Raw genomic sequence first — 22,440 nt, forward strand, 5'->3', positions numbered from 1 at the left:
ATTTTTTTTATAATAGCGCTTTATGAATATAAATTTTTTTCTTTATAATAAAATTCAGTCTCCTCATGTCCAAAAGAGTACGATACCTCCTTATCAAAAGAAGTAGCTAATATCGAAAATTTCAGCCATTTTTATATGATCTGACTGCTGCTGTAATTTTTGGAACGATCTCAAAGGCATCTCCTACGATACCGTAATCTGCCACTTTAAAGAAAGGAGCTTCCGGATCTTTGTTGATAACTACTATTGTTTTTGAAGAACTTATCCCTGCTAGATGCTGAATGGCGCCTGAAATTCCGATAGCGATATACAGATTGGGACTTACCGCAATGCCGGTTTGGCCGACATGTTCGGCATGGGGACGCCAGCCTGCATCCGATACGGGTTTCGAACAAGCAGTTGCAGCCCCGAGCGCTTCGGCCAATTCTTCTATGATACCCCAATTTTCCGGCCCTTTTAATCCTCTGCCTCCTGATACCACAATTTCTGCTTCGGGTAAAGAAACCTTGTCGGTGGCACGAATAATTTCTTTTACAACAGTGGCAAAATCATCGGGAGAAGGCTGGTTTTCAAATGCAACAATTTCTGCGTCCACAGGGCTCTCCCTTAATTCAAAGGCGTTTGCATTTAAGGCAATAACTTTAACAGCTGAATTCAATTCGGTGACCGCGAATGCCTTGCCTGAAAATGCAGTTTTTTTAACACGTAATATACTGCCTTCAATCGTTGGTAACTCCACCACACCATTTGCTAAACCAGCAACGAGTTTTGCTGCCAGCCGCGGGGCCAATCCCTTGCCACTGAACGAATTGGATAGCACAACAATGGACGAATTTTCTTGCCTCGCGGCTGCTTCTATAATGGATGCATAAGCTTGATTTACGAAAGATTTAAGTTTATCTGAATTAGCAGTTAATATTCTATTTGCGCCGTATTTGCTTAGTCCTTTAAGGTTTTCATCCTTTACATCGCCAATAGAAAGTGCAACTAAGGGCTGATTAATGGTGTTCGCGATGGCTTTAGCATAAGAAACCACTTCATGTGCGGATTTCTTAAAGACACCTTCTATATTCTCTACAAATACTAATACCGACATCTTTTTTCGATTTAAATTATTGTATATGGTTTTACCTCAAAGTATGGGTCTTTTTAATGCCATACTAGATTACACGTGCTTTTGTATGTAATAGTTCAATTAATTTTTCAGGTTCGGCCGCATCTATTAGCGTAACTGCTCCCCTTGGAGCAGGACTTTCATATTGCACTATTTTGGTTAGTGTTTCCACTTCAATGGCTTCAATAACCTCCAACGGTTTTGTGCGAGCAGACATAATGCCTCGCATATTCGGTATGCGCGGTTCTGCCACGCCTTCTGCAGTCCCGACAACCAAGGGTAGGGGACTGGAAATAATTTCCTTACCGCCCTCGATCTCACGTTCTACCAATGCCGTTTTCTCATGAATATCAATTTTTTTTGCGATAGAAATGGACGGAATGTTAAGAAACTCTCCTAAAAAACCAGCTACCTGTACTCCGTTGTAGTCAATAGATTCACGACCTGTCAAAATCAAATCAAATTGCTTTCCATTTGCATAGTTTGCAATCTGTTTGGCTACAAACCAGGCATCGCGTGGTGCGGCATTAACTCGCACAGCATCGTCTGCTCCTGTGGCTAGTGCTTTTCTAATGGTTGGCTCAGTGCTTACCTCGCCTATGTTTATTACCGTAACAGTCCCTTTACCTCCTTCTGCTAATTCGATCGCTCTGGCGAGCGCTATTTCGTCATAGGGATTGATGATAAATTGAATACCTGTATTGTTGAAAGAAGTTTTATCTTCAGAAAATGTGATTTTTGACGTAGTGTCCGGAACATGACTGATACACACGAGTATTTTCATAATTGCTGCATTTAAATAATAAATTGATTCCCCGCTTGAACCAATGATAGAGGAAGTTATCTTCTGTCTTTGTGAAAAGAACCGTACTTTTTTATCTTTGGCTTCTAAAGTTCTAAAGATAGGAAAAATCACATAATAATTAAATTTTAACCGCTGAATCTATGAGCAATGACCGTTTGGAGCAACTTTTTAAATTTCTAGAGGCAAGTCCTGATGAACCTTTTATTTTATATGCAATTGCTACAGAGTACGTTAAAAGGGAGAATTCGACTAAAGCCTTACGTTATTTTCAGGAACTTGTAGATAAGCGGCCGGATTATGTCGGTACTTATTACCATTTTGGTAAACTATATGAGTCATTGGGAAGGGAAAATGATGCGATAGCCACCTATCAAAGAGGTATGGACGTAGCGAAGCAAGCGAATGATATGCATGCTTTCTCCGAACTTCAAGCGGTTTATAATAACATCCTAGGAATAGAGCCGGACGAAGAGGACTGGTAAATAAGTAACAAAACAAATATAGCGGCGAAGTGCGGCCGCTAATTCCCAATTTTATTTTATTTTTACGCCCCTAAAGAAAGTTGATTTTGGCAAAGACAGCAAAGAAAGAAACTCCATTAATGCAGCAATACAATAGTATCAAAGCAAAATATCCCGGTGCTTTGTTATTATTTAGAGTCGGTGACTTTTATGAAACCTTTGGTTCCGATGCCGTTAAAGCAGCGGAAATATTGGGCATCGTTTTAACTAAGCGTGGTAATGGCAGTGCTTCTGAAACCGAATTGGCCGGATTTCCTCATCACTCATTAGAAACTTATCTGCCGAAACTGGTGAGGGCGGGACAGCGAGTTGCAATCTGCGATCAACTGGAAGATCCTAAATCTGTAAAAACGATTGTAAAAAGGGGAGTGACAGAATTGGTAACTCCGGGTGTATCTTACAATGATAATATCATTCAACAAAAGGCTAATAATTATTTAGCTTCCTTGTATCTTGATAAGAATGCAATAGGTGTTTCCTTTTTAGACATTTCAACAGGTGAGTTTTTAGTTGCGCAAGGAAGTGGTGACTATATTGATAAATTGTTGCAAGGGTTTAAGCCAAGTGAAATTATCCTGCCGAAACGTTCTTATAGCGATTTTGTAGATCAGTTCAGCGATCGATTTTACACTTATACATTAGATGAATGGCCCTATAGCGGCGATTATGCGAAAGAAACGCTTCTGAAGCACTTCGAAGTTAATTCCCTAAAGGGGTTTGGAATTGACCGTATGCATCTTGCTATTGTAGCTGCGGGGGTTGCTTTGCACTATTTGAACGAAGCGGAACATCGGAACTTACAGCATATCTCTAACATTGCACGGATTGAGGAAGATCGTTACATGTGGTTGGATCGATTTACCGTCCGTAATTTAGAATTGATCGGTTCAGCTAATGAAAATGCCATTACATTAGCCGACGTATTGGACAGTACTTCATCTCCAATGGGCGCCCGGTTGTTGAAACGTTGGATGGTTATGCCTTTAAAAGACAAACGACCAATTACGGAGCGATTAGAGGTTGTGGAGTACCTTTTAAAACGAGCCGATCTACGGGAACAACTGACGCAAGAGATTAAACAGATCGGTGATTTGGAGCGATTGATAAGTAAAATCGGACTGCAAAAAGCAAATCCGAGGGAACTGGTTCAGTTAAAAAGAGCTTTGCAAGCTATCGGACGACTTAAAGAGCTGACGGCTACTGCGGACGCTCAGGCCTTAAATGTGATTGCAGAGCAATTAAACCCCTGTAAAATAATTTGCGATCGGATAGAAAAGGAGTTGAAATCGGAGCCTCCTGTGTTATTGATTAAAGGGAATGTAATTGCTGATGGAGTGGATGCAGAGCTTGATCGCTTACGTAAGGTTGCATTCGGAGGAAAAGATTATTTACTTGAAATTCAGAAGCGCGAGTCGGAAATTACCGGTATCCCGTCTTTAAAGATTTCTTTTAATAATGTGTTTGGGTACTATCTTGAGGTGACCAATGCCCATAAAGACAAGGTACCCGCTGATTGGGTAAGAAAGCAAACCCTGGTGAATGCAGAACGTTATATTACCAATGAGTTAAAAGAATATGAAGAACAGATTCTTGGAGCGGAAGATAAGATACAAGTCATAGAAAATCGTTTATATAACGAACTTCTCGCTTCGCTGCTTGACTATATAAAGCCCGTTCAACTGAATGCCAATTTAATTTCTCAACTGGACGTACTGTTGAACTTTGCAACAATTGCTCATAAGAACCATTATGTGAAGCCTATCATCAACGATGGTAAACTCATTGATATCAAGGGCGGGCGTCATCCGGTGATCGAAAAAAATTTGCCGATTGGTGAAGAATATATTACCAATGACGTGTTTTTAGATAGTGACAGTCAACAAATCATTATCATAACAGGACCCAACATGGCGGGTAAATCTGCTCTATTACGACAAACAGGCTTAATTGTACTAATGGCACAGATGGGATGTTTCGTTCCGGCAAAACATGCCGAAATTGGTTTGGTAGATAAGATTTTTACTCGGGTTGGAGCCTCTGATAATCTGTCATCAGGTGAATCTACATTTATGGTCGAAATGAATGAAACGGCCAGCATTCTTAATAATTTATCCGATAGAAGCCTTATTTTACTAGATGAGATTGGCCGTGGAACAAGTACTTATGATGGGATATCAATCGCTTGGGCCATTGCCGAATACTTGCATAACCACCCTTCTGCCAAGGCAAAAACTTTGTTTGCGACGCACTATCATGAGCTGAATGAACTGACAAATACTTTTAATCGGATAAAGAACTTCAACGTTTCGGTAAAAGAAGTAAATAATAAAATTATTTTTCTTCGTAAACTCGTTCCCGGTGGTAGCGAACATAGTTTCGGAATCCATGTTGCTAAGATGGCGGGCATGCCTGCCAAGCTTGTTGTGAGGGCTAACGAAATACTAAAAAGGCTTGAACAGGAACGAACAGGTGGCGAACATATTAAGGATAGCATGAAGAAGATACAGAAGCAGGCTTACCAGCTGCAAATGTTTTCAATTGACGACCCGATTTTAGTCAAAATCCGTGATATGTTAAATAACTTGGATGTCAATGCATTAACTCCTGTTGAGGCCTTAATGAAACTCGATGAAATTCAGCGTCTATTGAAAAATTAATCGCGGAGCGACAATCGGACAAGATATTGGTCGTTTTCATCTTCGTATAGTATTTGAACCACCCAGCCATCTTGCCGGGCAATTTTGATGAGCGTATCTTGGTCGATATACAACCATCCAAATGAAGCGCCTCTTTGGCCTTTATATTCATATTGAAATTTCACCTCTCCATAATAAGCCCCAGCGGCTGGGATATGGCCCTCGTACAAGTAAGCAATGTCAGATGAGTCGAATAATAATTGGCCGCCTTTCTTTAAAATCTGTTTACAATGAATAAGAAGTTGTTTTAAGCCATGTATGGTTTCCACCAGACCGATGCCATTCATTAGAAAAAGTATCGTATCGAATTTTTTCTTTCTATAATGGAAAATATTAGCGTTCACCACTTGTTTTACTCCCCGATCCTTCATGATTTCGCATGCAGTCTTCGAAATCTCCAAGGCGGTGACCTCAAAACCTCTATTTTGTAAGTAGAGACAATGGCTGCCGGCTCCGGCTCCTACATCTAATACAACACCATCGCACAATGAAAGTGCGATGAATTCCAGCTCAGGAAACTCCTCTTCTTCTCTAAAGAATAGATCTACCGGCATTTCCTCATCTTCACCGTAATTATTATGTAATATCAATGGTGCAGTTTTTCCTGTTTTATAAAAGTCAAACAGGGCAGCTCCGTAAACATCTTGATTCATTATAATAAACTTAGGACCTAGTTAGTCATTGATGCCGAGGATAGTTTTGCTCAATTCAATCATATCTGGGTCTCCCGTATATTTGCCTTTTACGTCGGAAAGCTTTACTACCGGTGTCCAGTATGCTTCTTCCGGGTACGCTTCGGTCATTTTAACAACAATATTCATGGGCGTTAGCCCTACATCATTTGTGAAATTTGTACCTATACCAAAAGATATTCCGATTTTTCCCTGGCAATGTTTAGCAATTCGTTCGACCTTTTCATAGTTAAGTCCATCAGAAAAAATGATGGTTTTGGATATGGGATTTATCCCTTTACTTTTATAGTGCGCAATAGTTTTGTCGGCAAAATCAAGGGGATCGCCACTATCATGTCTTACACCATCAAAAAGCTTAGTGAACATTTTATCAAACTGAGAAAAAAATACATCGGTGGTATAAGTATCTGAAAGCGCTATTCCTAAATCACCTCTATACACATTAACCCAATGCTCTAACCCTAAGCCATTAGCCATCTTAAAGCCATATTTAGCTGCATGGAACATAAACCACTCATGTGCATGCGTACCTATTGGTTTGGTTTGGTTAAGCATAGCCATATGCACATTGCTGGTTCCGATGAAGCTGGTATTACCGTATTGTTTTAAAGTTTGTACAACTAAACGATGTGTATGATAAGCATGACGCCTACGCGTGCCGAATTCGGCAATGGTTACCCCCAACTTATTGTATTGTTCAATCTTATTTTTTGCTGTTGTAATAATTTGCTCATCTTGATCGCCTTGAAGGTGGTTAAGTTTATAGTAGAGCTCGGATATCAGCGACATGATAGGCACTTCCCATAAGATGGTTCGATACCAATACCCGGTAATTTTAACCAACAGATTGGGACCTTCCTGCGATATTATTACTTCATCAGGGTCATAACGATAGCCTTGTAAAAAGTCGAGGTAGGTGGGGTCGAGGTAAGGACAGGTATCTCTTAGGTATTTTTTCTCCTCGCGAGTTAAGTGTAGACCTGCCATGCTGTTAACGGAGGCTCTAAGTGCATCTGCAAAGCCGGAAGGGAAGTGGTGATTTCCACGATTGATGAATTCGTACTTTGCCTTAGCTTTTGGAAATAATTTAAACACGGCATGTTGCATAGTGAATTTGTAAAAATCATTATCCAACACAGAGTTTAACGTGATGTGAGAAGGTGTCATTTTATATGCTAAGCCATACGGCCAATGGTTTAAATCAAACGAGTTTATCTAAAATCGGGAATAGTCATTAATCGGTAAAATTAGGTAAATCCGTTGATCAATGGCTATTCATCCAAAGTAACTAGAGGCCGACTGCTTTAAGCCATGCTTGAGCCATTAGAGCCGCACCTGCCAAGCTGGGATGTACACCGTCGCCCGTCCAGTAATTTGCTGGAGCCTGTTTGATCGCTTCATCAAATATTTGTTGATAGGGAATAAAAACAGCATTGAATTCATTGGCGATTTCCTTTGCCGCCATTCTATATTCATTGAATTTAGGATACCATTCATCTGTTACTGCCCGAACATCCTTTACAGCAAAAGGTTCGCCTATGATCAGTTGCACTTCAGGTAATTCTTTTTTTGTTCGCACTAATAAACTTTTTAAATCTTTTTTGTAGGTGTCAATTGTCCCTTGATAGGGATTTTCTTTAGCAAGGGTGTGCCAATAATCGTTTACTCCTATTAAAATACTCAATACGTTCGGTTTTAACCTTAAGCAATCATCGTCCCATCGATCTGCTAATTGATAAACTTTGTTGCCACTAATGCCTTTATTAAAAATCTGAAGATTAAGCGAAGCTCTTTTTAACAATAGCTGTGAGGCAGCAACAAAGGAATAGCCGTTTCCAAGCGTTGCAGGATCATTGGCTTGCTCCTTCTTTTTGTCTCTACCGGCATCTGTTATGGAATCTCCTTGAAACAAAATGACATCATTTACGTTTAAGTTAATCGATGTTCCCTTTATACCGGCAGCAGCGACGATTTTAGGAAAGCTTAGTGCTACGGAGGTGCCAAGAGCCAAATTTTGAATAAATTTCCTTCTATTGGTCATAGATTTAAATTTAGTTAAGTAATGGTTAAAAAGTAAAAAAAATGTAACAGTTGAATTCAAAAGATATCAAACGAATGTTTAAAAGTAAGTCTTTTAGAATTAACACGAAGGAACAAAGATTAAAAAATTCACGAAAATATCATAAAAGGAAAAAAGACAAAAGAGGATTAACTTTTATGTTACTAAATCAGGAATTTATTCAATAAAAAACTACTTTTGCAAAAAAAGGCACTTGGCATCCTTTGTGCCCATAGCTGATAAATAGAACTAATGATTTCTAAGAAAATAGACCAAAAGCTTATTCAGCTGGGTAATGTACATCACTTTATCATGCGATTCTTCAAAGAGTTAGTTATGCCACCTTATGAATTTAAGGAGATCATAAATCAATGTTATGAAGTTGGTGTAAAATCTTTACCACTGATCTCTTTGACTGGTTTTATTACCGGTATTGTATTTACAAATCAATCGAGACCATCTTTAGAAGACTTCGGTGCGACGGCCATGCTACCGTCACTGATCGCTATTGCCATTGTACGTGCATTGGCGCCTTTGGTAACGGCCTTAATCGCTGCAGGGAAAGTAGGATCTAACATTGGCGCAGAGCTGGGGTCCATGAAGGTGACAGAACAAATCGATGCGATGGAAGTTTCGGGAACTAATCCATTTAAATTCCTAGTCGTGAGTAGGGTGCTGGCTACCACTATTATGATTCCTATTTTAAGCTGCTATACAGGGTTTGTTGGTCTTATGGGATCCTTTCTGAATGTCTATCAGCATGAATCCGTTAGCTTTATAAGCTTCTTCGATCAAGTGTTTGAAACGGTAACTTTTCTGGATATTTTTCAGGCAATTATAAAAGCTGCTTTTTTTGGTTTTACTATTGGCATTGTCGGTTGTTACCAAGGGTATAACTCTTCCAAGGGAACAGAAGGTGTAGGGAAAGCAGCCAACGCAGCGGTAGTCGCTTCCATGTTTCTCATTTTTATTGAGGAGCAATTAGTTGTAATGATCGTTCAAAGTATACGTGGATAAGAATGGAAAAGCAGCTATCTCATATTAATTACCAGAATCCCGTAATCAATATCTCAGGACTTCGTAAATCGTTCGGAGATCTACATGTGTTGCGAGGTGTAGACTTACAGTTGTTTGAAGGGGAGAATCTGGTGGTTTTAGGGCGGTCAGGTACCGGTAAATCAGTATTGATAAAAATTGTATCGGGCTTGCTTTCGGCAGATGAAGGAACAGTCAACGTTTTAGGACAAGAAGTAGGAGATCTGGATGAAAAAGAACTAATGGCTTTGCGGTTACGCATCGGTTTTTCTTTTCAAAACAGCGCGCTGTACGACAGCATGACCGTGCGTGAGAACCTTGAATTTCCTCTTGTTAGAAATAAACGTTCGTTAACGAGAGCGGAGATTGATAGAGAGGTACGTGAAGTGCTGGACTCCGTTGGTTTATTGCCGGCGTTGAATCAAATGCCGTCCGAATTATCAGGCGGGCAGCGCAAGCGAATAGGTATAGCTCGGACCTTAATCTTGCGACCGGATATTATGTTGTATGATGAACCGACAGCTGGTTTAGATCCGATAACCTGTACAGAGATCAATAATCTGATCAACGAAGTACAACAGATATATAAAACATCGTCCATTATTATTACACACGATCTTACCTGTGCAAAAGAGGTTGGTGATCGTATTGTTATGTTATTGGACGGAAAGTTTGAACGACAAGGCCGATTCAATGATATTTTTGATTCGGATGACGCACGTGTCAAAGCATTTTATGATTATAATTTTATTGCATAGTATATGGCTAATAATTCAGATAGTAAAAAGTCGGTTATTGTAGGTTTGTTTACCTTATTAGGGATTATATTTTTTGTTACGGCAATCTTCGTTCTTGGCGGAAATCAAAAGCGTTTTACAAAAACTATTGGGCTCAGAACAATATTAACTAACGCCGGAGGATTAAAAGCAGGGAACAACGTCTATTTCTCCGGTGTCAAAATCGGAACCATCAAGAATATCAAGTTAATTGAGAACTCGCATGTAGAGATTGATTTCAATATCGAGCAAAAATCACAGGATTATATCCGTAAAGACGCAGAAGTTCGTGTAAGTTCTGAAGGTTTTATCGGGAATAAGATTATTGTTATACAAGGGGGGAGCCCGAACGTTGCAGTAGTTGAAGAAGGAGATTTACTGCAATCGGTAAAAAGTATTGACACAGAAGAAATGATGGCTACTTTACAGGTGAACAATCAAAATCTGGTTGCCATTACCAGCGATGTAAAGAAGTTAAGCGAAAAAATAGCTAACGGGGAAGGAACAATTGGTGCTATCCTCACGGATTCAACCATGGCTCTTCAGGTAAGGGCGATCATGGCGAGTCTGACACAGACCGCTGCGAATACAGCTAAAGTATCTAGTGCTTTAAATGCTTTTACTACCAAATTGAATACGGAAGGTTCTTTAGCTAATGAGATTTTAACGGATACCAGTGTTTACCAAAGCCTACGCAGCTCAGCCGCGCAGTTACAAGGAGTTACGCAGAGTGCAGCAGCTTTGACCGCAAATCTTACCAAGGCAAGCGAAAAGATGAACAGTAAAGATAACACGTTAGGAGCGCTTTTAAATGATCAGGAAATGGCGGTTACCATGAAGCAGACCATGTGTAATTTGGAGGAAAGTACTGATAAGTTAAATCAAAACATGGAAGCACTTCAACATAATTTCTTGTTCAGAGGCTTCTTCAAAAAGCAAGCAAAGGAAAGAGAAAAAGAGGCAAAGGCCGCGCTGGAGAAAACGAATTAATCTACGGTATAGTTTACGACGCCTTTACGTGCGTTATTTAAATTTGTTTTCACCTTTTACCTCGGTTTTAAAGCTGTTAAATCGAGGTTTTACTATTTTTATACTCTGCTTGGACAACGCGATACTCGCATTGAGTTCAAAACCGATTAGCAAGATAAGCGAATTTAGGTATAACCAGATCATGATGACGATCAGCGTCCCTATTGAACCGTAGAGTTTATTATACGTGTTAAAGTTATTGATGTAGAAGGCAAAGCCCCAAAATGTAAGAGCGGCTAAGACAGTAGCTAAAGTAGCTCCGGGGCTAAAAAAGCTCCACTTTCTTGAGGAAGAGGGGCCATATTTGTAAAGAATACTGAGTGTGAAAAAGTAGATGCCCAATAATATAATCCAGCGTGTAATTCCGATAAGCCAAGTCCAAAAACCACCGGTAATTTCAATGGTGTTTTTTAAATGGTTGATAATAAAGGATGCCAGCGTAACGATACCCATCCCTATAGTCAATGCCATAATAATCATAATGGCCAATGCGAGTGCAACCAGTCGCTGTTTTACGAAGCTCCTACTTTCCAATACCAAGGAAGACTTATTGAAAGCTCGCATCAAGCTATGAATACCATTAGTGGCAAAAATCATAGCCATAAGGAAACCAAATGAGAGCAATCCGCTATTTTGATTAGTAACGATATCCAGTAAAGTAGATTCAATTGTTTTGTATGCATTTTCAGGTAAAATCATCTGCATAAATTCTAATAATTGCTCCTGAAAATCGTCGATGAATACCTTGATATAAGGAATAAGTGTAAACAGAAAAATGATACCCGGAAAAATGGCCAGCATAAAAGAGTAGGCCAGGGAGGAAGCTTTGTTTAGAAGTGATTCCCTGGCAATTTCCTGAAAAAAGAAAAGGCCTACTGTATAAAGAGGTAATTTGCCAAAACCAGGGAGCACGACGACCTTCGTCCACTCAATAAAAAGATAGTAGGGCCTTAGGTTTAGCAATTTTTGGTGTAACCAACTCATTTACCCTCCTCGAAATGTGGCGCTAATCGGTTCAGAAAGTCTTGCGGAGGCGGGCACGGTTTATTCTTATCCATATCAATAAACACAAGTGTCGTGGCTCCTGTGTTGATTAACTCCATGCTTTCATTAAAAAGCTCATAGTCGAATTTAATCCGTAAAGACGGTTTACTTCGAATAGACACTTTTATAGTTAGCAATTCGTCGTATGTTGCCGGTTTAATATATTTACATGTTAAATCTAAAACAGGCATCATAACCCTCCTCGCTTCCATTTCTTTGTAGGAAGTGCCTAAGCTACGAAGCATTTCTACCCGCGCTACTTCATAGTATTCGGCATAATTGCCATAGTAGACGTAGCCCATTTGATCGGTTTCACCATATCTCACTCTTACTTGGGTTTCGAAGGTTAACATGTTTATCTTTTGATGTTTCGTTCGTTTAAAGCTTGTTGAAATTTCCTTGCATTAATCAAATGCTCGGCCTGATTAGTTGAAAAATTGTGATAACCCGAAAAATCTTCTTTTGCACACATGTAAATGTAATTGTGCTTTTGATAATTAAGAACTGCATCAATTGAGGCAATACTTGGCATCATTATCGGCCCGGGCGGCAAACCTTTATAAATGTAAGTGTTATAAGGAGAGTCTGTGCGTAAATGTCTATTTAGTACCCTCCGAATAGTAAAATCATTTGTAGCAAAAATCACCGTGGGATCAGCTTGGAGTAATATGCCTTTTTGTAATCTGTTCAAATATAAGCCTGCTATTTTAGGCATTTCGTCCGTATGTAACGCCTCGCCTTTTACAATGGATGCCAGTATACTGACTTGGATGGGAGTTAAGTTAATAGACTCAGCTTTTTTCCTGCGTTCCTCAGTCCAAAAGTTATTATACTCCTTATTCATTCTGTCAAAAAAGTCATTGGCCGAGATATTCCAATACATTTCGTATGTATTTGGAATAAACATCGTGAAGAAGTTATCGGTATTGAATCCGTACTTAGCGGCTAGTGTGTCGCTGTTCAACAAGGTGATAAGGATAGAGGAATCGGGCTCTATTTGGGTGCCGATGTAGCCGGCAAACTGATCTTTTAATCGAATGTTTTGAAAACGTAATTTTACAGGTTCTTGGAATCCACCACCCAGCATATTAATTAGCGATCGGTTGTTCATGCCTCCTTTTAACTTGTATTTTCCCGGTTTGATGCGAGATGGATATTCCATTTTCTCTGCAGCCCACCGGAAGCTGGCGGTATCCACCAAGATGTTTTTCTCTCCCAGCTCTTCCATTAAATTATCGAAGGAAGCCCCGGTTCTAACATATAGATATTCTTCTGATTCCGTTACATTAGGTGCAAAATATCTCTTATAGTAAGTATATGCAATAACACTACCTGCCAACAAAGCAATTAGTATGATGACGCTAATAATCCTTTTGCCTATTGACCTTTTCTTTGGTGTAGGAACTGTCTCCATGCTGCGATATTTAACAATTGTAAAGATTTAATTGCTCAAAGCTAAGTTTACGGGTGTGCCAATGCTCACTTTTTTCATGTTAGAAGTATCTGCTTCCGGTGTTTGGCTAACGACGCGCGCGCTAGCACTGTCTACAACGGGCCCCATATATTTTACAGTTCCTAACGTTAACGATGCCCCTTTTAGCGAGAATATAGCTTCATCAAGGGTGTATCCAACCAGATTAGGCACGGCTACTTCGCTATCACCCATTCCGTTCCCAAGAACCAAGTCAATTTTGCTACCCTTTGGAATTGGTTGACCGGCATTTATTTTTTGTCCTGCATATTTAACATCTAATACGCGATCACGAGCTATATCCGGTATATAAATAGTATCTCCCAATTTTAAGCCGTAATTATTCAACGTAGAAATGGCTTCCAGGAGTGCCATTTCTGTCAAATTAGGTAACTGGACCTCGGGAGCGTTTTTTGTAATAATTGTTAAATAAAGTGTCCGGTTTAATTTAACTTTCGTCCCTGGGTCTGGATCCTGTTCTATTACTAATCCTGGTTGCTTGTCTGCTTGGTAAACAGAATCAACTTGATATCGGAAGCCTTGGGCTTCCAGCTTTTCTATAGCATTTTCTATGCTTATCCCTTTTAGCGCTGGAACTTCTATTGATTCTCCGTGACGTGTATAAAACCTTAAGCTGTAAAAAAGTAAAAGAAGGAAAATCACACCGGATATAATGGCGATGATTAGATTCTTTCTAAATGTTTGGGTTCTTAAGTACTGAAAAAGTTTGCTCATCTAAGATGTCCTCGTTGAATTTTAGCCTAATTCTAATACGTAAAAAGTATGCCAATTCTTGTAAGACGATGAATAAAGATAACAATATTCAATTATCTTTGCTGGTAATACTTTACTGATATATGAGCGCAAAAATAGCATTAATTACCGGTGGATTTACGGGTGAGATAGAAATTTCCTTAAAAAGTGCCGCTTTCGTTGAGCAGAAGCTGCAGACGAGTCGATTTGATGTTTATAAAATAATATTAACTCCTGAAAGCTGGTACCATGTAGATGATGCGGGGATTAAACATGAAGTAAACCGAAATGATTTTACCTTATCCCTTAAAGACGGCCTCGTTAAGTTTGACCTGGCATTTATTATGATCCATGGGTCACCGGGTGAAGATGGAAGGTTACAAGGTTATTTGGATATGATCGGACTAAAGTATACTTCTTGTGATACACTAACGTCGGCTTTGACAATGAATAAAGCTTATACTAAGTCTTTATTGCAGGGAATTGACGGTTTATATTTAGCTCCATCAGTTTGCCTTTCCCCTGCCACGAGAGCGGTTATTGAAATAAATGTTAAGAATGAGCTGAAGCTGCCCTATTTCGTAAAGCCAAATGGAGGAGGAAGTAGCATCGGTATGACGAAAGTAAAGCAACTTGACGAACTTTCGTCAGCTATTGATCGGGCATTGGGTACCGAGAATGCGGGGAAGCAGGTTCTAGTAGAAGAATTTGTTTCCGGGAGGGAGTTTTCTGTAGGTATTTATAATAGTAAAGCAGGGTTAAAAGTACTACCGGCAACAGAAGTCATCACTACACGGGAGTTCTTTGATTTTGAAGCTAAATACATCCCTGGGCTTACAAAGGAAATTACACCGGCTGATTTAACGAATGAGCAGCAAGGTCGGGTAGAGCAATTGGTGAAGGAAGTTTATATTAGATTAAACTGTAAAGGATTGGTTCGCATTGATTTTTTTCTTGAAAGAGAAACCGATAAGTTTTATTTCATTGAAATCAACACGATTCCAGGGCAAACCGAAACAAGTTTTATACCACAGCAAGTTAGGGCTGCAGGTCTTCAGGAAACCGATTTTTATACAGAACTGATCGAACAGGCTTTGGTAGAATAGATGGAAAAACAACAATTGGCTAATTATTAATTAGCCAATTTCAAGATAGCTAAATCGAATATTTCTCCAGCATTTCCTCCGTTATGAAGGCTGATTTCCCTGATTTGAGATCAATCAGCGCATAATCGAACCAGCCATCGCAGGAAACTTTTCCTGAATCTTTAAATTTTATAGCAAAAGTTACCACACATCCTTTGTCTTTCATTTCATCTACACCTGTTTCAACAATGAAGTATTGCCCTAATTTTAGCGGACGTTTGTAGTTAACATGAGCCGTACGCACTACCCACCCAAAGCCTTGTTCCATAAACTCTTCCATGGTCATACCATAAAATAGTTCCATTTGCTCATACCTCGCCGCTAATACATAGTCAAAATACTTGCTGTTATGCACATGCTGAAACATGTCTATATCATCGGGCCGCACTTTAAATTCGCTCTCAAAGCGAGCATAGTTATTAATCATTCCCGCTAATATAGCGAAAATTTTGGCTTAATCAAGCATTTCTCAGTCTTAAGGGACAATTTAGGTAGAACTGTGCAGTAAATGATTTCTAATTATTTACTGCTTTATTTGGAAAGCAGGCGTATTTGTACTACCTTTGCAGCCAATTAATTTTTTTATTAACGCTTTAATATTATTCAGGTAATGTATTTAAGTAAAGAGTACAAAGAAGGGATTTTCGCAGAATTTGCAGGAAATGCTAAGAACACGGGTTCTACCGAAGGACAGGTAGCATTATTTACTAAACGTATTGCTCATTTAACTGAACATTTGAAAAAGAATCGTAAAGATTTTTCCACTCAGTTAGCTTTGCAGAAGTTGGTAGGTAAACGTCGTTCCTTATTGTCTTATTTGTATAAGAAAGATATCGAAAGATACCGTGCAATTATCAAAGCTTTGGAACTGAGAGATATTATAAAATAACTTTTGGTAAAAAGAACGAGGAAGCCATTACGTGTAACGTAATGGCTTCTTTGTTTAAACAGATTGTGGATACACTTGCTAATGTGTTCATTTTAACCGATCGGAATCTTATTCTTCACGCAGAGACGTCACCGGTTTAGCGCTAGCCGCTTGAATTACCTGAATGGAATGGTAAGCAATGCAGCGGTTGAAGTTATGTAGGTAGTGTAAAGTTTGCTTTGCTGTTCGTGAAAATTGTCTTTGCCCTGTTCATCCGATAGCCATAGCGAAATGAGTAGGTAACAAGTAATGCCCAAAGAAAGGCTCAAAATGTTGATGGCGCTCTGCACTTTGTGTTTGATGATATTTCGCCAAGCGGTTTTAAAATAACTTCTAATCATATTACGCATAAATTGGTATCTTTCAATAACTTTGTCTTATGAAGGCCAATTTATTAAGATTAAAATTGGACGAATGAACCAAGATCGATTCAAGTTCGTTCAACCTTGTTCAAATACGGCCATTTTTCATAAATGATAGAAAATAAAGATAGATATAGGCTGGCTTGTTTACGTTTGATCGAAAAGAAAGTCGGTTGGGGTGATGGCTCACATTGGTCTAACGCTGATTTCGAAAAACTGAGCAATCTAATCTACGAGAAAACAAATGTATTATTAAGCGCAAGTACCCTAAAACGCGTTTGGGGAAGGGTCCGTTATGACGGAAAGCCGGCAATATCGACGTTAGATGCACTTGTGAATTTTATTGATTATGAAAATTGGCGAGCCTTTGTGGTACAATATGATGAACAAACAAAGCAGGAGACACCAACATCACCGCCTAAAGAAAGGAATGCCTCAAAGTTCAGAACAAGGCTGATATTTTCGTCGTTAATGGTATTAGTTGGTTTATTTGTGATTTTTTCGTTTTTGAACAGAAAAGAAGAAAAGGCAAAAACCAGTCATTTTACATTATCTGAAAAAGATTTTTCCTTTAGTAGCAAACCACTCACAAGAAGTATTCCCAATTCGGTCATTTTTACTTACGATGCTTCTAAGGCAATCGTTGATTCGGTCTTTATACAGCAGACTTGGGATGCAAACCGACGAGTTCAGGTCCCTAAGGACGGAAATACACACACCGCAGTTTATTATGAGCCGGGTTATTACACCGCGAAGCTGAGCATTGGAGGCCAAGTTGTTAAGGAACATCCTTTGCTAGTTGCTACTGATGGCTGGCTAGCCACGATTGACCGTAAACCGATACCTATCTATTTAAAGAAGGAGTGGTACCTCAATAAAAACCAGCTAAGTATACCTGCTAGGATTGTCGAACAATCTAAAATAAGTTTACTCCCGAATCCACCTGTCGTCAAATTTTTTAATGTAGGAAACTTTGAACCTACTTCAGTGAGTGATTTTTCTTTTGAAGTTCAAGTTAAAAATGCTTTTAATGACGGCAGTTCTGCCTGTCAATTTTCTCATATTCTTCTTATCACTGATGCAATGCCCATTGCCATTCCACTTTCTATAAAAGGATGTGTATCAGACTTGAATTTAATGACAGTCGATTCCGTGATCTCGGGCAAATATACAGATCTATCCAAATTTGGTGCTGATCTTTCAAATTGGGTTAAAGTAGCTTGCAGATCGGACGGAAAAGTATTACAGTTTCATGTAAATAATGAAAAAGCCTTTGAGGCGCCCTTAATTTCAAAGAATGCAAAAATTGTTGGCATGGCTTATACCTTTATGGGTACCGGTTCAGTCAAAGGCATCAAACTGTCGAATTCAAGCAAAATGCTTTATAAAGCATTTTAACGCCTTTGCTAAACTGCCAACAAAATATTTCATTACGGAGTTTGTGCAACAATTAACCCCGACCTTATACGTTAAGCCTCTTTAAAGTCTGTAAATTTCCAAATACCTTCGTCATCCTGTTGATAAGAGACGTTGTATTTTCTTTTACCGATTTCTATTTCGAAAGAAAATGGTTTACCTTTTGAAAGTTCAGGCTTATGCTGATTGAGCCTTGCATCGGCAATTTCCTGAATTTGTTCTTTACTATATACTTGGTCCATACTATTTTGATTGATGTTGTTAGCTTATGAACAATTTTCGGCTGGTAATGTTGATTCTTTTTTAAAAAATACAACGTGAAAACAGCTGCTATGCTCTGTGCTAGAGATTATTATAGATCATTAAATATACTTAATAACTGCTCCGCAATAAGCTGATTGCCTCGGTCCGAAGGGTGTAACCCATCGTAGGTCATGTTAATAGACTGGGGCGGATAAGGGTATTCATCTTCGTCAGCATTAAAAGGAATGTTAATATAATCAGGATATTTGAAATTTTTATAGGCGCCGTTAGTTTTATCCCTAAGTCTTTTATAATGGACTAAATTTGCTAAATCAAGTTGCTTATTATGAAATAAATCTATTACCTTGAATCCTTCCAGTTTACCGATGCTAATGATCGCGTTGGCAAATTGCTCTAAATGCTGTCCGTTTTTCTCTTTGTAAGAGCCCCAGGCATTATTATGCATATCGTTAATGTAGACGAAATCTGTTCGTTGCATGGGAGTAATTAGAATAATATCCGCTTTGCGATTTAACTGTTTGATTTTATCGGTTATTGTTTTAAATGCTCCAAATACAGTCGAATTTCCTGTTCCTTGCTGATAGTCCTTTAATGAACCAAGTGTGAGCCCCGCCCACCAATCATTCGTGCCTAAAAAAATAGTATAGACATCTGCTTTCACCAATCCGAGGTTTTCAATCTCCTGGGCTATACGTACAGTAGTCCATCCATTATGCCCCTGGTTAATATAACGAAGAGACGGCTTTTTTTCGGTAACATAAGTCATATAGCCTTTATGGACCCTATTGCCCGTCTCGTTTAAATGATCGTTCAAATAGGTAATGGAATCGCCCAAGGCTAACCATACCGTTTCTTTTTTTGTAAAGGAAGAATAGATAGTAAACACCATCAAAAGAGTCAGAAATCTTTTCATATATAATCGCATTGATTCAGTTTTAGGTGCATCGTTTTTTACTTAAGCCGATAAAGGTTGAGATGTTATTCATTGTGTATGTCCCTACAGTTGGTGTAAGCATGCCACCAATCTTCCAACGACCGGATAACAGGCATAAGTGTTTTTCCAAGATCTGTTAACTTATATTCGACACGTGGAGGTGATTCAGCGTAAGCCTTTCTGCAAATAATGCCATCACGCTCCAATTCGCGTAACTGGGTGGTTAATGTTGCTTGCGTAACCTCCTCCATTTCCCGTCTCAATTCTCCAAATCTTTTAGGGCAGTTACTATAAATAGCATTAATAAGCAAAACCTTCCATTTTCCTCCAATTACCTTAAAAACATTTGTCACGGCACAGTTATTTTCTTTCGAACTTGTTTTTTTCTCATTTTCAAGATGCTCATTATTAATAATAGTATTCTTTTCCATACTTAGTATCGCTTACCAAACTACTTGTGTAATACGCTGAAATCCCTCACTTTCGATTTCTAAAGATAAGTAAATAAGAGCAATCTAATAGGCTTAACATACAAAATAGAAAGCTTCAAAAAACTGTTATATGAATAGAATGATTAATAAGTGGTTTCTTCTTCTCATTGTTTCCTCAGCGATTTTTTTATCTGTCATCGACCTTTTTATCGTAAACGTTGCCGTACCCTCCATTAAAGAGGGGATTCGAGGATCGGACGGTGATATTCAATTGGTAATCGTATTGTATGTTATTGGTTATGCGTCGTTTCTTATAACGGGAGGTAGGGCTGGTGATTATTTTGGAAAGAAGCGTGTATTCATTGCGGGTATCTTAATTTTTACCATCGCTTCCTGTGCTTGCGGCTTTGCTCAAAGTGCCTGGCAGTTAAATCTAAGTAGATTGGTGCAAGGAATAAGTGCTGCTTTTATGGTCCCTCAGGGTGTCGCTTTTATACCGGTGCTTTTTCCGGATCCCAAAGAGCGAGAGAAAGCTCTAGGTATTTATGGCAGTATTGCGGGCACGGCATCCGTCATCGGACAATTTTTGGGCGGTGTATTACCAGATACCCATTTCTTTGTTGCTGGCTGGCGTCTTATATTCTTGATTAATCTTCCAATTGGTCTTGTTGCCTCTTATATGGCTTATCGTTTTCTGTATAACGACAAAGAGAGGCCATCAATAGATAAGACTGCTCAAACGCACAAGAAAACAACCTTTAACTTTTCCGGGGTTGTGCTTCTTATGTTGGCTTTGATCGCTTTTATTTACCCGCTTATCCAAGGGCGCGAACTAAATTGGCCCAAATGGAGCATCTTTTTATTGATTCTGTCCATACCGATATTCTTGATTTTTGTTTATGATCAACGTCATTGTATGAGAATAAAGAAGGAGCCACTGATCCGTTTCGATTTATTTAGTAACAAGTATTTTACTATTGGGTTATTTGCTGCGATTTTTTATTATATGGTGCAAGATTCTTACTTTCTTATCAACGCGATGCATCTTCAAAAGGGCCTTCATGTAAGTTCTTCGATGACCGGGCTTTATTTCGTATTCCAAGGCCTCGGATATGTCATTGCTTCCTTTCTTTCAATAAAACTGGTACAACGTTTTGGTAAATGGGTGTTAATAGGAGGGATTTCCTGTATGATTGGTTCTCTTTTCTTGCATCTCTTGGTGCTACGAGACGGTAATCTGCAGACGATGAAAGTTCTCCCCGTGTTGTTTGTTTATGGGCTGGGTTGTGGTTCGGTGCTACCAACCATGTTCACCATGTCACTTAAGAGCATTGCTTCGCAATTTGCAGGCGCAGCATCAGGACTCTATTTAACCGTTCAACAAATTTCGATTGCTCTAGGTGTAGGTGTTGTTGGCGGATTGTTTTTCAGCGTGTTAGACAACAGGGAGGCCGAAGCGTCCTACTTTCAGGCATACAGCATAACGACAATAGCGAATATATTGCTATTGGTGTTTGTTGCCTTAATATGCTCCTTGTTCCCGTCGCGTCCGTCACGTAGTTAATAATCTATATTGTATACCACCAAAACGTAATCGGTTGAATGGAGTTGATACATTGATGATAGCTATGAATATTGCGGCATTTACTCTAGAATAAAAATCTTCTTTTCAGGAAGACTAATGGCTATTTTTTTGCCCAACCAGTCAATGCTGGTCTTACCTTCATAAATCAGACCTTCTACAAAAGATACCTTCGGTGCTTTTATATGGGCGGTATTATTTGCTGTTTTGATTGACTCAATGGAACCGATAAAAAATCGATTGGTTTTAAGTGAATCAAATTCACTTTTTTTAGCATAGCTCTCAAACTGATTGCTATCTAACGCAAGTGTTTTCATGAATTTTGAGTGAATCCAAAATGAGTTTTGACCCGCTCCCGCATCCAGCGCCACTTGGATCGTTATCTTATTGTTCAATGTTACATATGTGAAAATATCTAAAGCCTTATCTGCATGGTTTGCTATTTGAATATCAATATACTTTTTTTTATCCTTTATATCCAGCTCGCCTAAAGAGATTGTCTTATTTTTATAGTCAATGGTAATGGGAGTATTCTGAAAAGCTTGAAGTGAAATCAAACCATCAATCCCATCCAGCGTTAAGTCGAACGTACTGTAAATTTGATTTTCGAATAGTTGATTGCCAATCCTTAAATCTTTGGCATAATAAATTGGTGTTGTTATAGCTTCGCCGGTTGCCCGATGAGCGACGAAGATATTATAAGAATCTTTTACTTGCAGCTTTTTGGCGAAATCTTTAAAAAACAGATGAAGGCCGGCACCGGTATCGAAGATGAATTTTCCTTTAATGCCATTCACCGTTGCCTCGATCACAAGGTGTCCGGAAGAAGTCAACGTAAAAGGAAGAATGTCTTTTGTTTGTGATCGAGCAATTAAGCCATTTAATAACAATAATAAAATCAGGATTCTTTTCATACTATGCGGAAATACTTATTTTTTTAAGAGGGCCATTCCTCGTGATGTAGGCCAAACCTCCTCGAAACCATATTGAGCGTATAACTTATAAGCGTCGCCATCTGCCACTAAGCTAATATAACAAGAAGCAGGCAATGCATTGTCTATATATTCTTTTAGTTTCTTCATAATCCGCTTACCTAATCCGTTTTTCTGATGGGAGGGAAGTACACAAATATCAACGATTTGGCAATGGCATCCTTTATCGCCAATAATACGTCCCATACCCACCGGTTGATTATTATCGATATCTAACGCGATTACCGAACAAATTGAGTTTGCCAATCCTATTTGAGCTGCTTCCAATGTCTTGGCACTTAAGCCGCTTGCGGTTCGTAGGTGAATATAAGTGATGGGATCAAGGTCACCAAAGTCAACTAAATAGTTATCTGCTTTCATCTTTTTCAAACTTAACAAAAGGGTTGTTAAT

At 39.0% G+C, this 22,440-nt stretch carries 25 protein-coding genes; 9 read left to right on the top strand and 16 right to left on the bottom strand.

Features of this window, described 5'->3' with window-relative positions:
- Positions 1-121: 121 nt before the first annotated feature.
- Both ACH11B_RS17055 and ACH11B_RS17060 read right to left on the bottom strand, forming a co-directional pair.
- Complete coding sequence (locus tag ACH11B_RS17055) at positions 122-1,096, bottom strand: electron transfer flavoprotein subunit alpha/FixB family protein (RefSeq protein ID WP_130857380.1); 975 nt, start codon at positions 1,094-1,096, stop codon at positions 122-124.
- 64 nt (positions 1,097-1,160) lie between these two features.
- Positions 1,161-1,898: an electron transfer flavoprotein subunit beta/FixA family protein gene (locus tag ACH11B_RS17060; protein ID WP_013666326.1), complete on the bottom strand. Its 738-nt coding sequence runs from the start codon at positions 1,896-1,898 to the stop codon at positions 1,161-1,163.
- Positions 1,899-2,059: 161 nt separating this feature from the next.
- On the opposite strand from ACH11B_RS17060, the gene ACH11B_RS17065 reads away from it, so the two are divergent.
- Together ACH11B_RS17065 and mutS are read left to right on the top strand one after the other, a co-directional pair.
- Positions 2,060-2,401 (top strand): tetratricopeptide repeat protein, encoded by a 342-nt coding sequence (locus ACH11B_RS17065; RefSeq protein ID WP_130857381.1) that lies wholly within the window; start codon positions 2,060-2,062, stop codon positions 2,399-2,401.
- An 86-nt stretch (positions 2,402-2,487) separates the two neighbouring features.
- Entirely contained in the window at positions 2,488-5,097 is a 2,610-nt protein-coding gene (gene mutS, locus ACH11B_RS17070) for a DNA mismatch repair protein MutS (RefSeq protein ID WP_041388326.1), read from the top strand.
- On the opposite strand, the gene ACH11B_RS17075 is transcribed toward mutS, so the two are convergent.
- The 3 genes from ACH11B_RS17075 to ACH11B_RS17085 form a co-directional block, all read right to left on the bottom strand.
- Positions 5,094-5,789, bottom strand: coding sequence for a bifunctional 2-polyprenyl-6-hydroxyphenol methylase/3-demethylubiquinol 3-O-methyltransferase UbiG (locus ACH11B_RS17075; protein WP_013666329.1), 696 nt, complete (start codon positions 5,787-5,789; stop codon positions 5,094-5,096). The genes mutS and ACH11B_RS17075 overlap by 4 nt on opposite strands.
- Positions 5,790-5,810: 21 nt before the next feature.
- Positions 5,811-6,995, bottom strand: a complete 1,185-nt coding sequence (gene pncB / locus ACH11B_RS17080) for a nicotinate phosphoribosyltransferase (protein ID WP_013666330.1) — start codon at positions 6,993-6,995, stop codon at positions 5,811-5,813.
- A 121-nt stretch (positions 6,996-7,116) separates the two neighbouring features.
- Complete coding sequence (locus ACH11B_RS17085; protein WP_377609342.1) at positions 7,117-7,869, bottom strand: SGNH/GDSL hydrolase family protein; 753 nt, start codon at positions 7,867-7,869, stop codon at positions 7,117-7,119.
- A 270-nt stretch (positions 7,870-8,139) separates the two neighbouring features.
- On the opposite strand from ACH11B_RS17085, the gene ACH11B_RS17090 reads away from it, so the two are divergent.
- The 3 genes from ACH11B_RS17090 to ACH11B_RS17100 are packed head-to-tail and all read left to right on the top strand — an operon-like array spanning position 8,140 to position 10,688.
- On the top strand, positions 8,140-8,904 hold the full coding sequence (locus tag ACH11B_RS17090; protein WP_013666332.1) for an ABC transporter permease: 765 nt from the start codon (positions 8,140-8,142) through the stop codon (positions 8,902-8,904).
- A 2-nt stretch (positions 8,905-8,906) separates the two neighbouring features.
- Positions 8,907-9,680 (top strand): ABC transporter ATP-binding protein, encoded by a 774-nt coding sequence (locus ACH11B_RS17095; protein ID WP_377609340.1) that lies wholly within the window; start codon positions 8,907-8,909, stop codon positions 9,678-9,680.
- A gap of 3 nt (positions 9,681-9,683) precedes the next feature.
- Positions 9,684-10,688 carry an MlaD family protein gene (locus ACH11B_RS17100; protein ID WP_013666334.1) on the top strand — a complete coding sequence of 335 codons (1,005 nt, stop codon included), beginning with the start codon at positions 9,684-9,686 and terminating at the stop codon, positions 10,686-10,688.
- 33 nt (positions 10,689-10,721) lie between these two features.
- On the opposite strand, the gene ACH11B_RS17105 is transcribed toward ACH11B_RS17100, so the two are convergent.
- The 4 genes from ACH11B_RS17105 to ACH11B_RS17120 are packed head-to-tail and all read right to left on the bottom strand — an operon-like array spanning position 10,722 to position 13,977.
- A complete protein-coding gene (locus tag ACH11B_RS17105) occupies positions 10,722-11,711 on the bottom strand; it encodes a YihY/virulence factor BrkB family protein (RefSeq protein WP_013666335.1) in 990 nt (329 codons plus the stop codon).
- Entirely contained in the window at positions 11,708-12,124 is a 417-nt protein-coding gene (locus tag ACH11B_RS17110; protein ID WP_013666336.1) for a thioesterase family protein, read from the bottom strand. Before ACH11B_RS17110 ends, ACH11B_RS17105 begins: the two co-directional genes overlap by 4 nt.
- A 2-nt stretch (positions 12,125-12,126) precedes the next feature.
- The gene (gene mltG / locus ACH11B_RS17115; protein ID WP_013666337.1) at positions 12,127-13,185 is read right to left on the bottom strand and encodes an endolytic transglycosylase MltG; all 1,059 of its coding nucleotides are present in this window, start codon (positions 13,183-13,185) and stop codon (positions 12,127-12,129) included.
- Between the two features lie 27 nt (positions 13,186-13,212).
- Positions 13,213-13,977 (bottom strand): PASTA domain-containing protein, encoded by a 765-nt coding sequence (locus ACH11B_RS17120; RefSeq protein ID WP_377609336.1) that lies wholly within the window; start codon positions 13,975-13,977, stop codon positions 13,213-13,215.
- Between the two features lie 122 nt (positions 13,978-14,099).
- Between ACH11B_RS17120 and ACH11B_RS17125 the strand changes: the two genes are divergently transcribed.
- Positions 14,100-15,101 (top strand): D-alanine--D-alanine ligase, encoded by a 1,002-nt coding sequence (locus ACH11B_RS17125; protein WP_377609334.1) that lies wholly within the window; start codon positions 14,100-14,102, stop codon positions 15,099-15,101.
- A gap of 49 nt (positions 15,102-15,150) precedes the next feature.
- On the opposite strand, the gene ACH11B_RS17130 is transcribed toward ACH11B_RS17125, so the two are convergent.
- On the bottom strand, positions 15,151-15,567 hold the full coding sequence (locus ACH11B_RS17130) for a thioesterase family protein (protein ID WP_130857387.1): 417 nt from the start codon (positions 15,565-15,567) through the stop codon (positions 15,151-15,153).
- Between the two features lie 183 nt (positions 15,568-15,750).
- Between ACH11B_RS17130 and rpsO the strand changes: the two genes are divergently transcribed.
- Positions 15,751-16,029, top strand: coding sequence for a 30S ribosomal protein S15 (gene rpsO, locus ACH11B_RS17135; protein WP_013666341.1), 279 nt, complete (start codon positions 15,751-15,753; stop codon positions 16,027-16,029).
- A gap of 155 nt (positions 16,030-16,184) precedes the next feature.
- On the opposite strand, the gene ACH11B_RS17140 is transcribed toward rpsO, so the two are convergent.
- Complete coding sequence (locus tag ACH11B_RS17140) at positions 16,185-16,418, bottom strand: hypothetical protein (RefSeq protein WP_377609333.1); 234 nt, start codon at positions 16,416-16,418, stop codon at positions 16,185-16,187.
- A gap of 123 nt (positions 16,419-16,541) precedes the next feature.
- On the opposite strand from ACH11B_RS17140, the gene ACH11B_RS17145 reads away from it, so the two are divergent.
- The gene (locus tag ACH11B_RS17145; RefSeq protein WP_377609332.1) at positions 16,542-17,828 is read left to right on the top strand and encodes a hypothetical protein; all 1,287 of its coding nucleotides are present in this window, start codon (positions 16,542-16,544) and stop codon (positions 17,826-17,828) included.
- 71 nt (positions 17,829-17,899) lie between these two features.
- On the opposite strand, the gene ACH11B_RS17150 is transcribed toward ACH11B_RS17145, so the two are convergent.
- From ACH11B_RS17150 to ACH11B_RS17160, 3 genes are all read right to left on the bottom strand, one after another.
- Entirely contained in the window at positions 17,900-18,088 is a 189-nt protein-coding gene (locus ACH11B_RS17150; RefSeq protein WP_013666343.1) for a hypothetical protein, read from the bottom strand.
- 110 nt (positions 18,089-18,198) lie between these two features.
- Positions 18,199-19,023 carry an SGNH/GDSL hydrolase family protein gene (locus ACH11B_RS17155; RefSeq protein WP_377609330.1) on the bottom strand — a complete coding sequence of 275 codons (825 nt, stop codon included), beginning with the start codon at positions 19,021-19,023 and terminating at the stop codon, positions 18,199-18,201.
- 65 nt (positions 19,024-19,088) lie between these two features.
- Positions 19,089-19,475 (bottom strand): winged helix-turn-helix transcriptional regulator, encoded by a 387-nt coding sequence (locus ACH11B_RS17160; protein WP_377609328.1) that lies wholly within the window; start codon positions 19,473-19,475, stop codon positions 19,089-19,091.
- A gap of 130 nt (positions 19,476-19,605) precedes the next feature.
- Here ACH11B_RS17160 and ACH11B_RS17165 point away from each other — a divergent pair, with 130 nt between their 5' ends.
- Positions 19,606-21,039, top strand: a complete 1,434-nt coding sequence (locus ACH11B_RS17165) for an MFS transporter (protein ID WP_377609326.1) — start codon at positions 19,606-19,608, stop codon at positions 21,037-21,039.
- Between the two features lie 80 nt (positions 21,040-21,119).
- Here ACH11B_RS17165 and ACH11B_RS17170 read toward each other — a convergent pair whose 3' ends face one another.
- Together ACH11B_RS17170 and ACH11B_RS17175 are read right to left on the bottom strand one after the other, a co-directional pair.
- On the bottom strand, positions 21,120-21,971 hold the full coding sequence (locus ACH11B_RS17170; RefSeq protein ID WP_013666347.1) for a retropepsin-like aspartic protease: 852 nt from the start codon (positions 21,969-21,971) through the stop codon (positions 21,120-21,122).
- Positions 21,972-21,986: 15 nt separating this feature from the next.
- Positions 21,987-22,409 carry a GNAT family N-acetyltransferase gene (locus tag ACH11B_RS17175; protein WP_013666348.1) on the bottom strand — a complete coding sequence of 141 codons (423 nt, stop codon included), beginning with the start codon at positions 22,407-22,409 and terminating at the stop codon, positions 21,987-21,989.
- Positions 22,410-22,440 lie beyond the last annotated feature (31 nt).

Origin of the sequence: Olivibacter sp. EAT-5, from assembly GCF_044784325.1 — a bacterium.
Classification (GTDB): Bacteria; Bacteroidota; Bacteroidia; order Sphingobacteriales; family Sphingobacteriaceae; genus Olivibacter; species Olivibacter oleidegradans.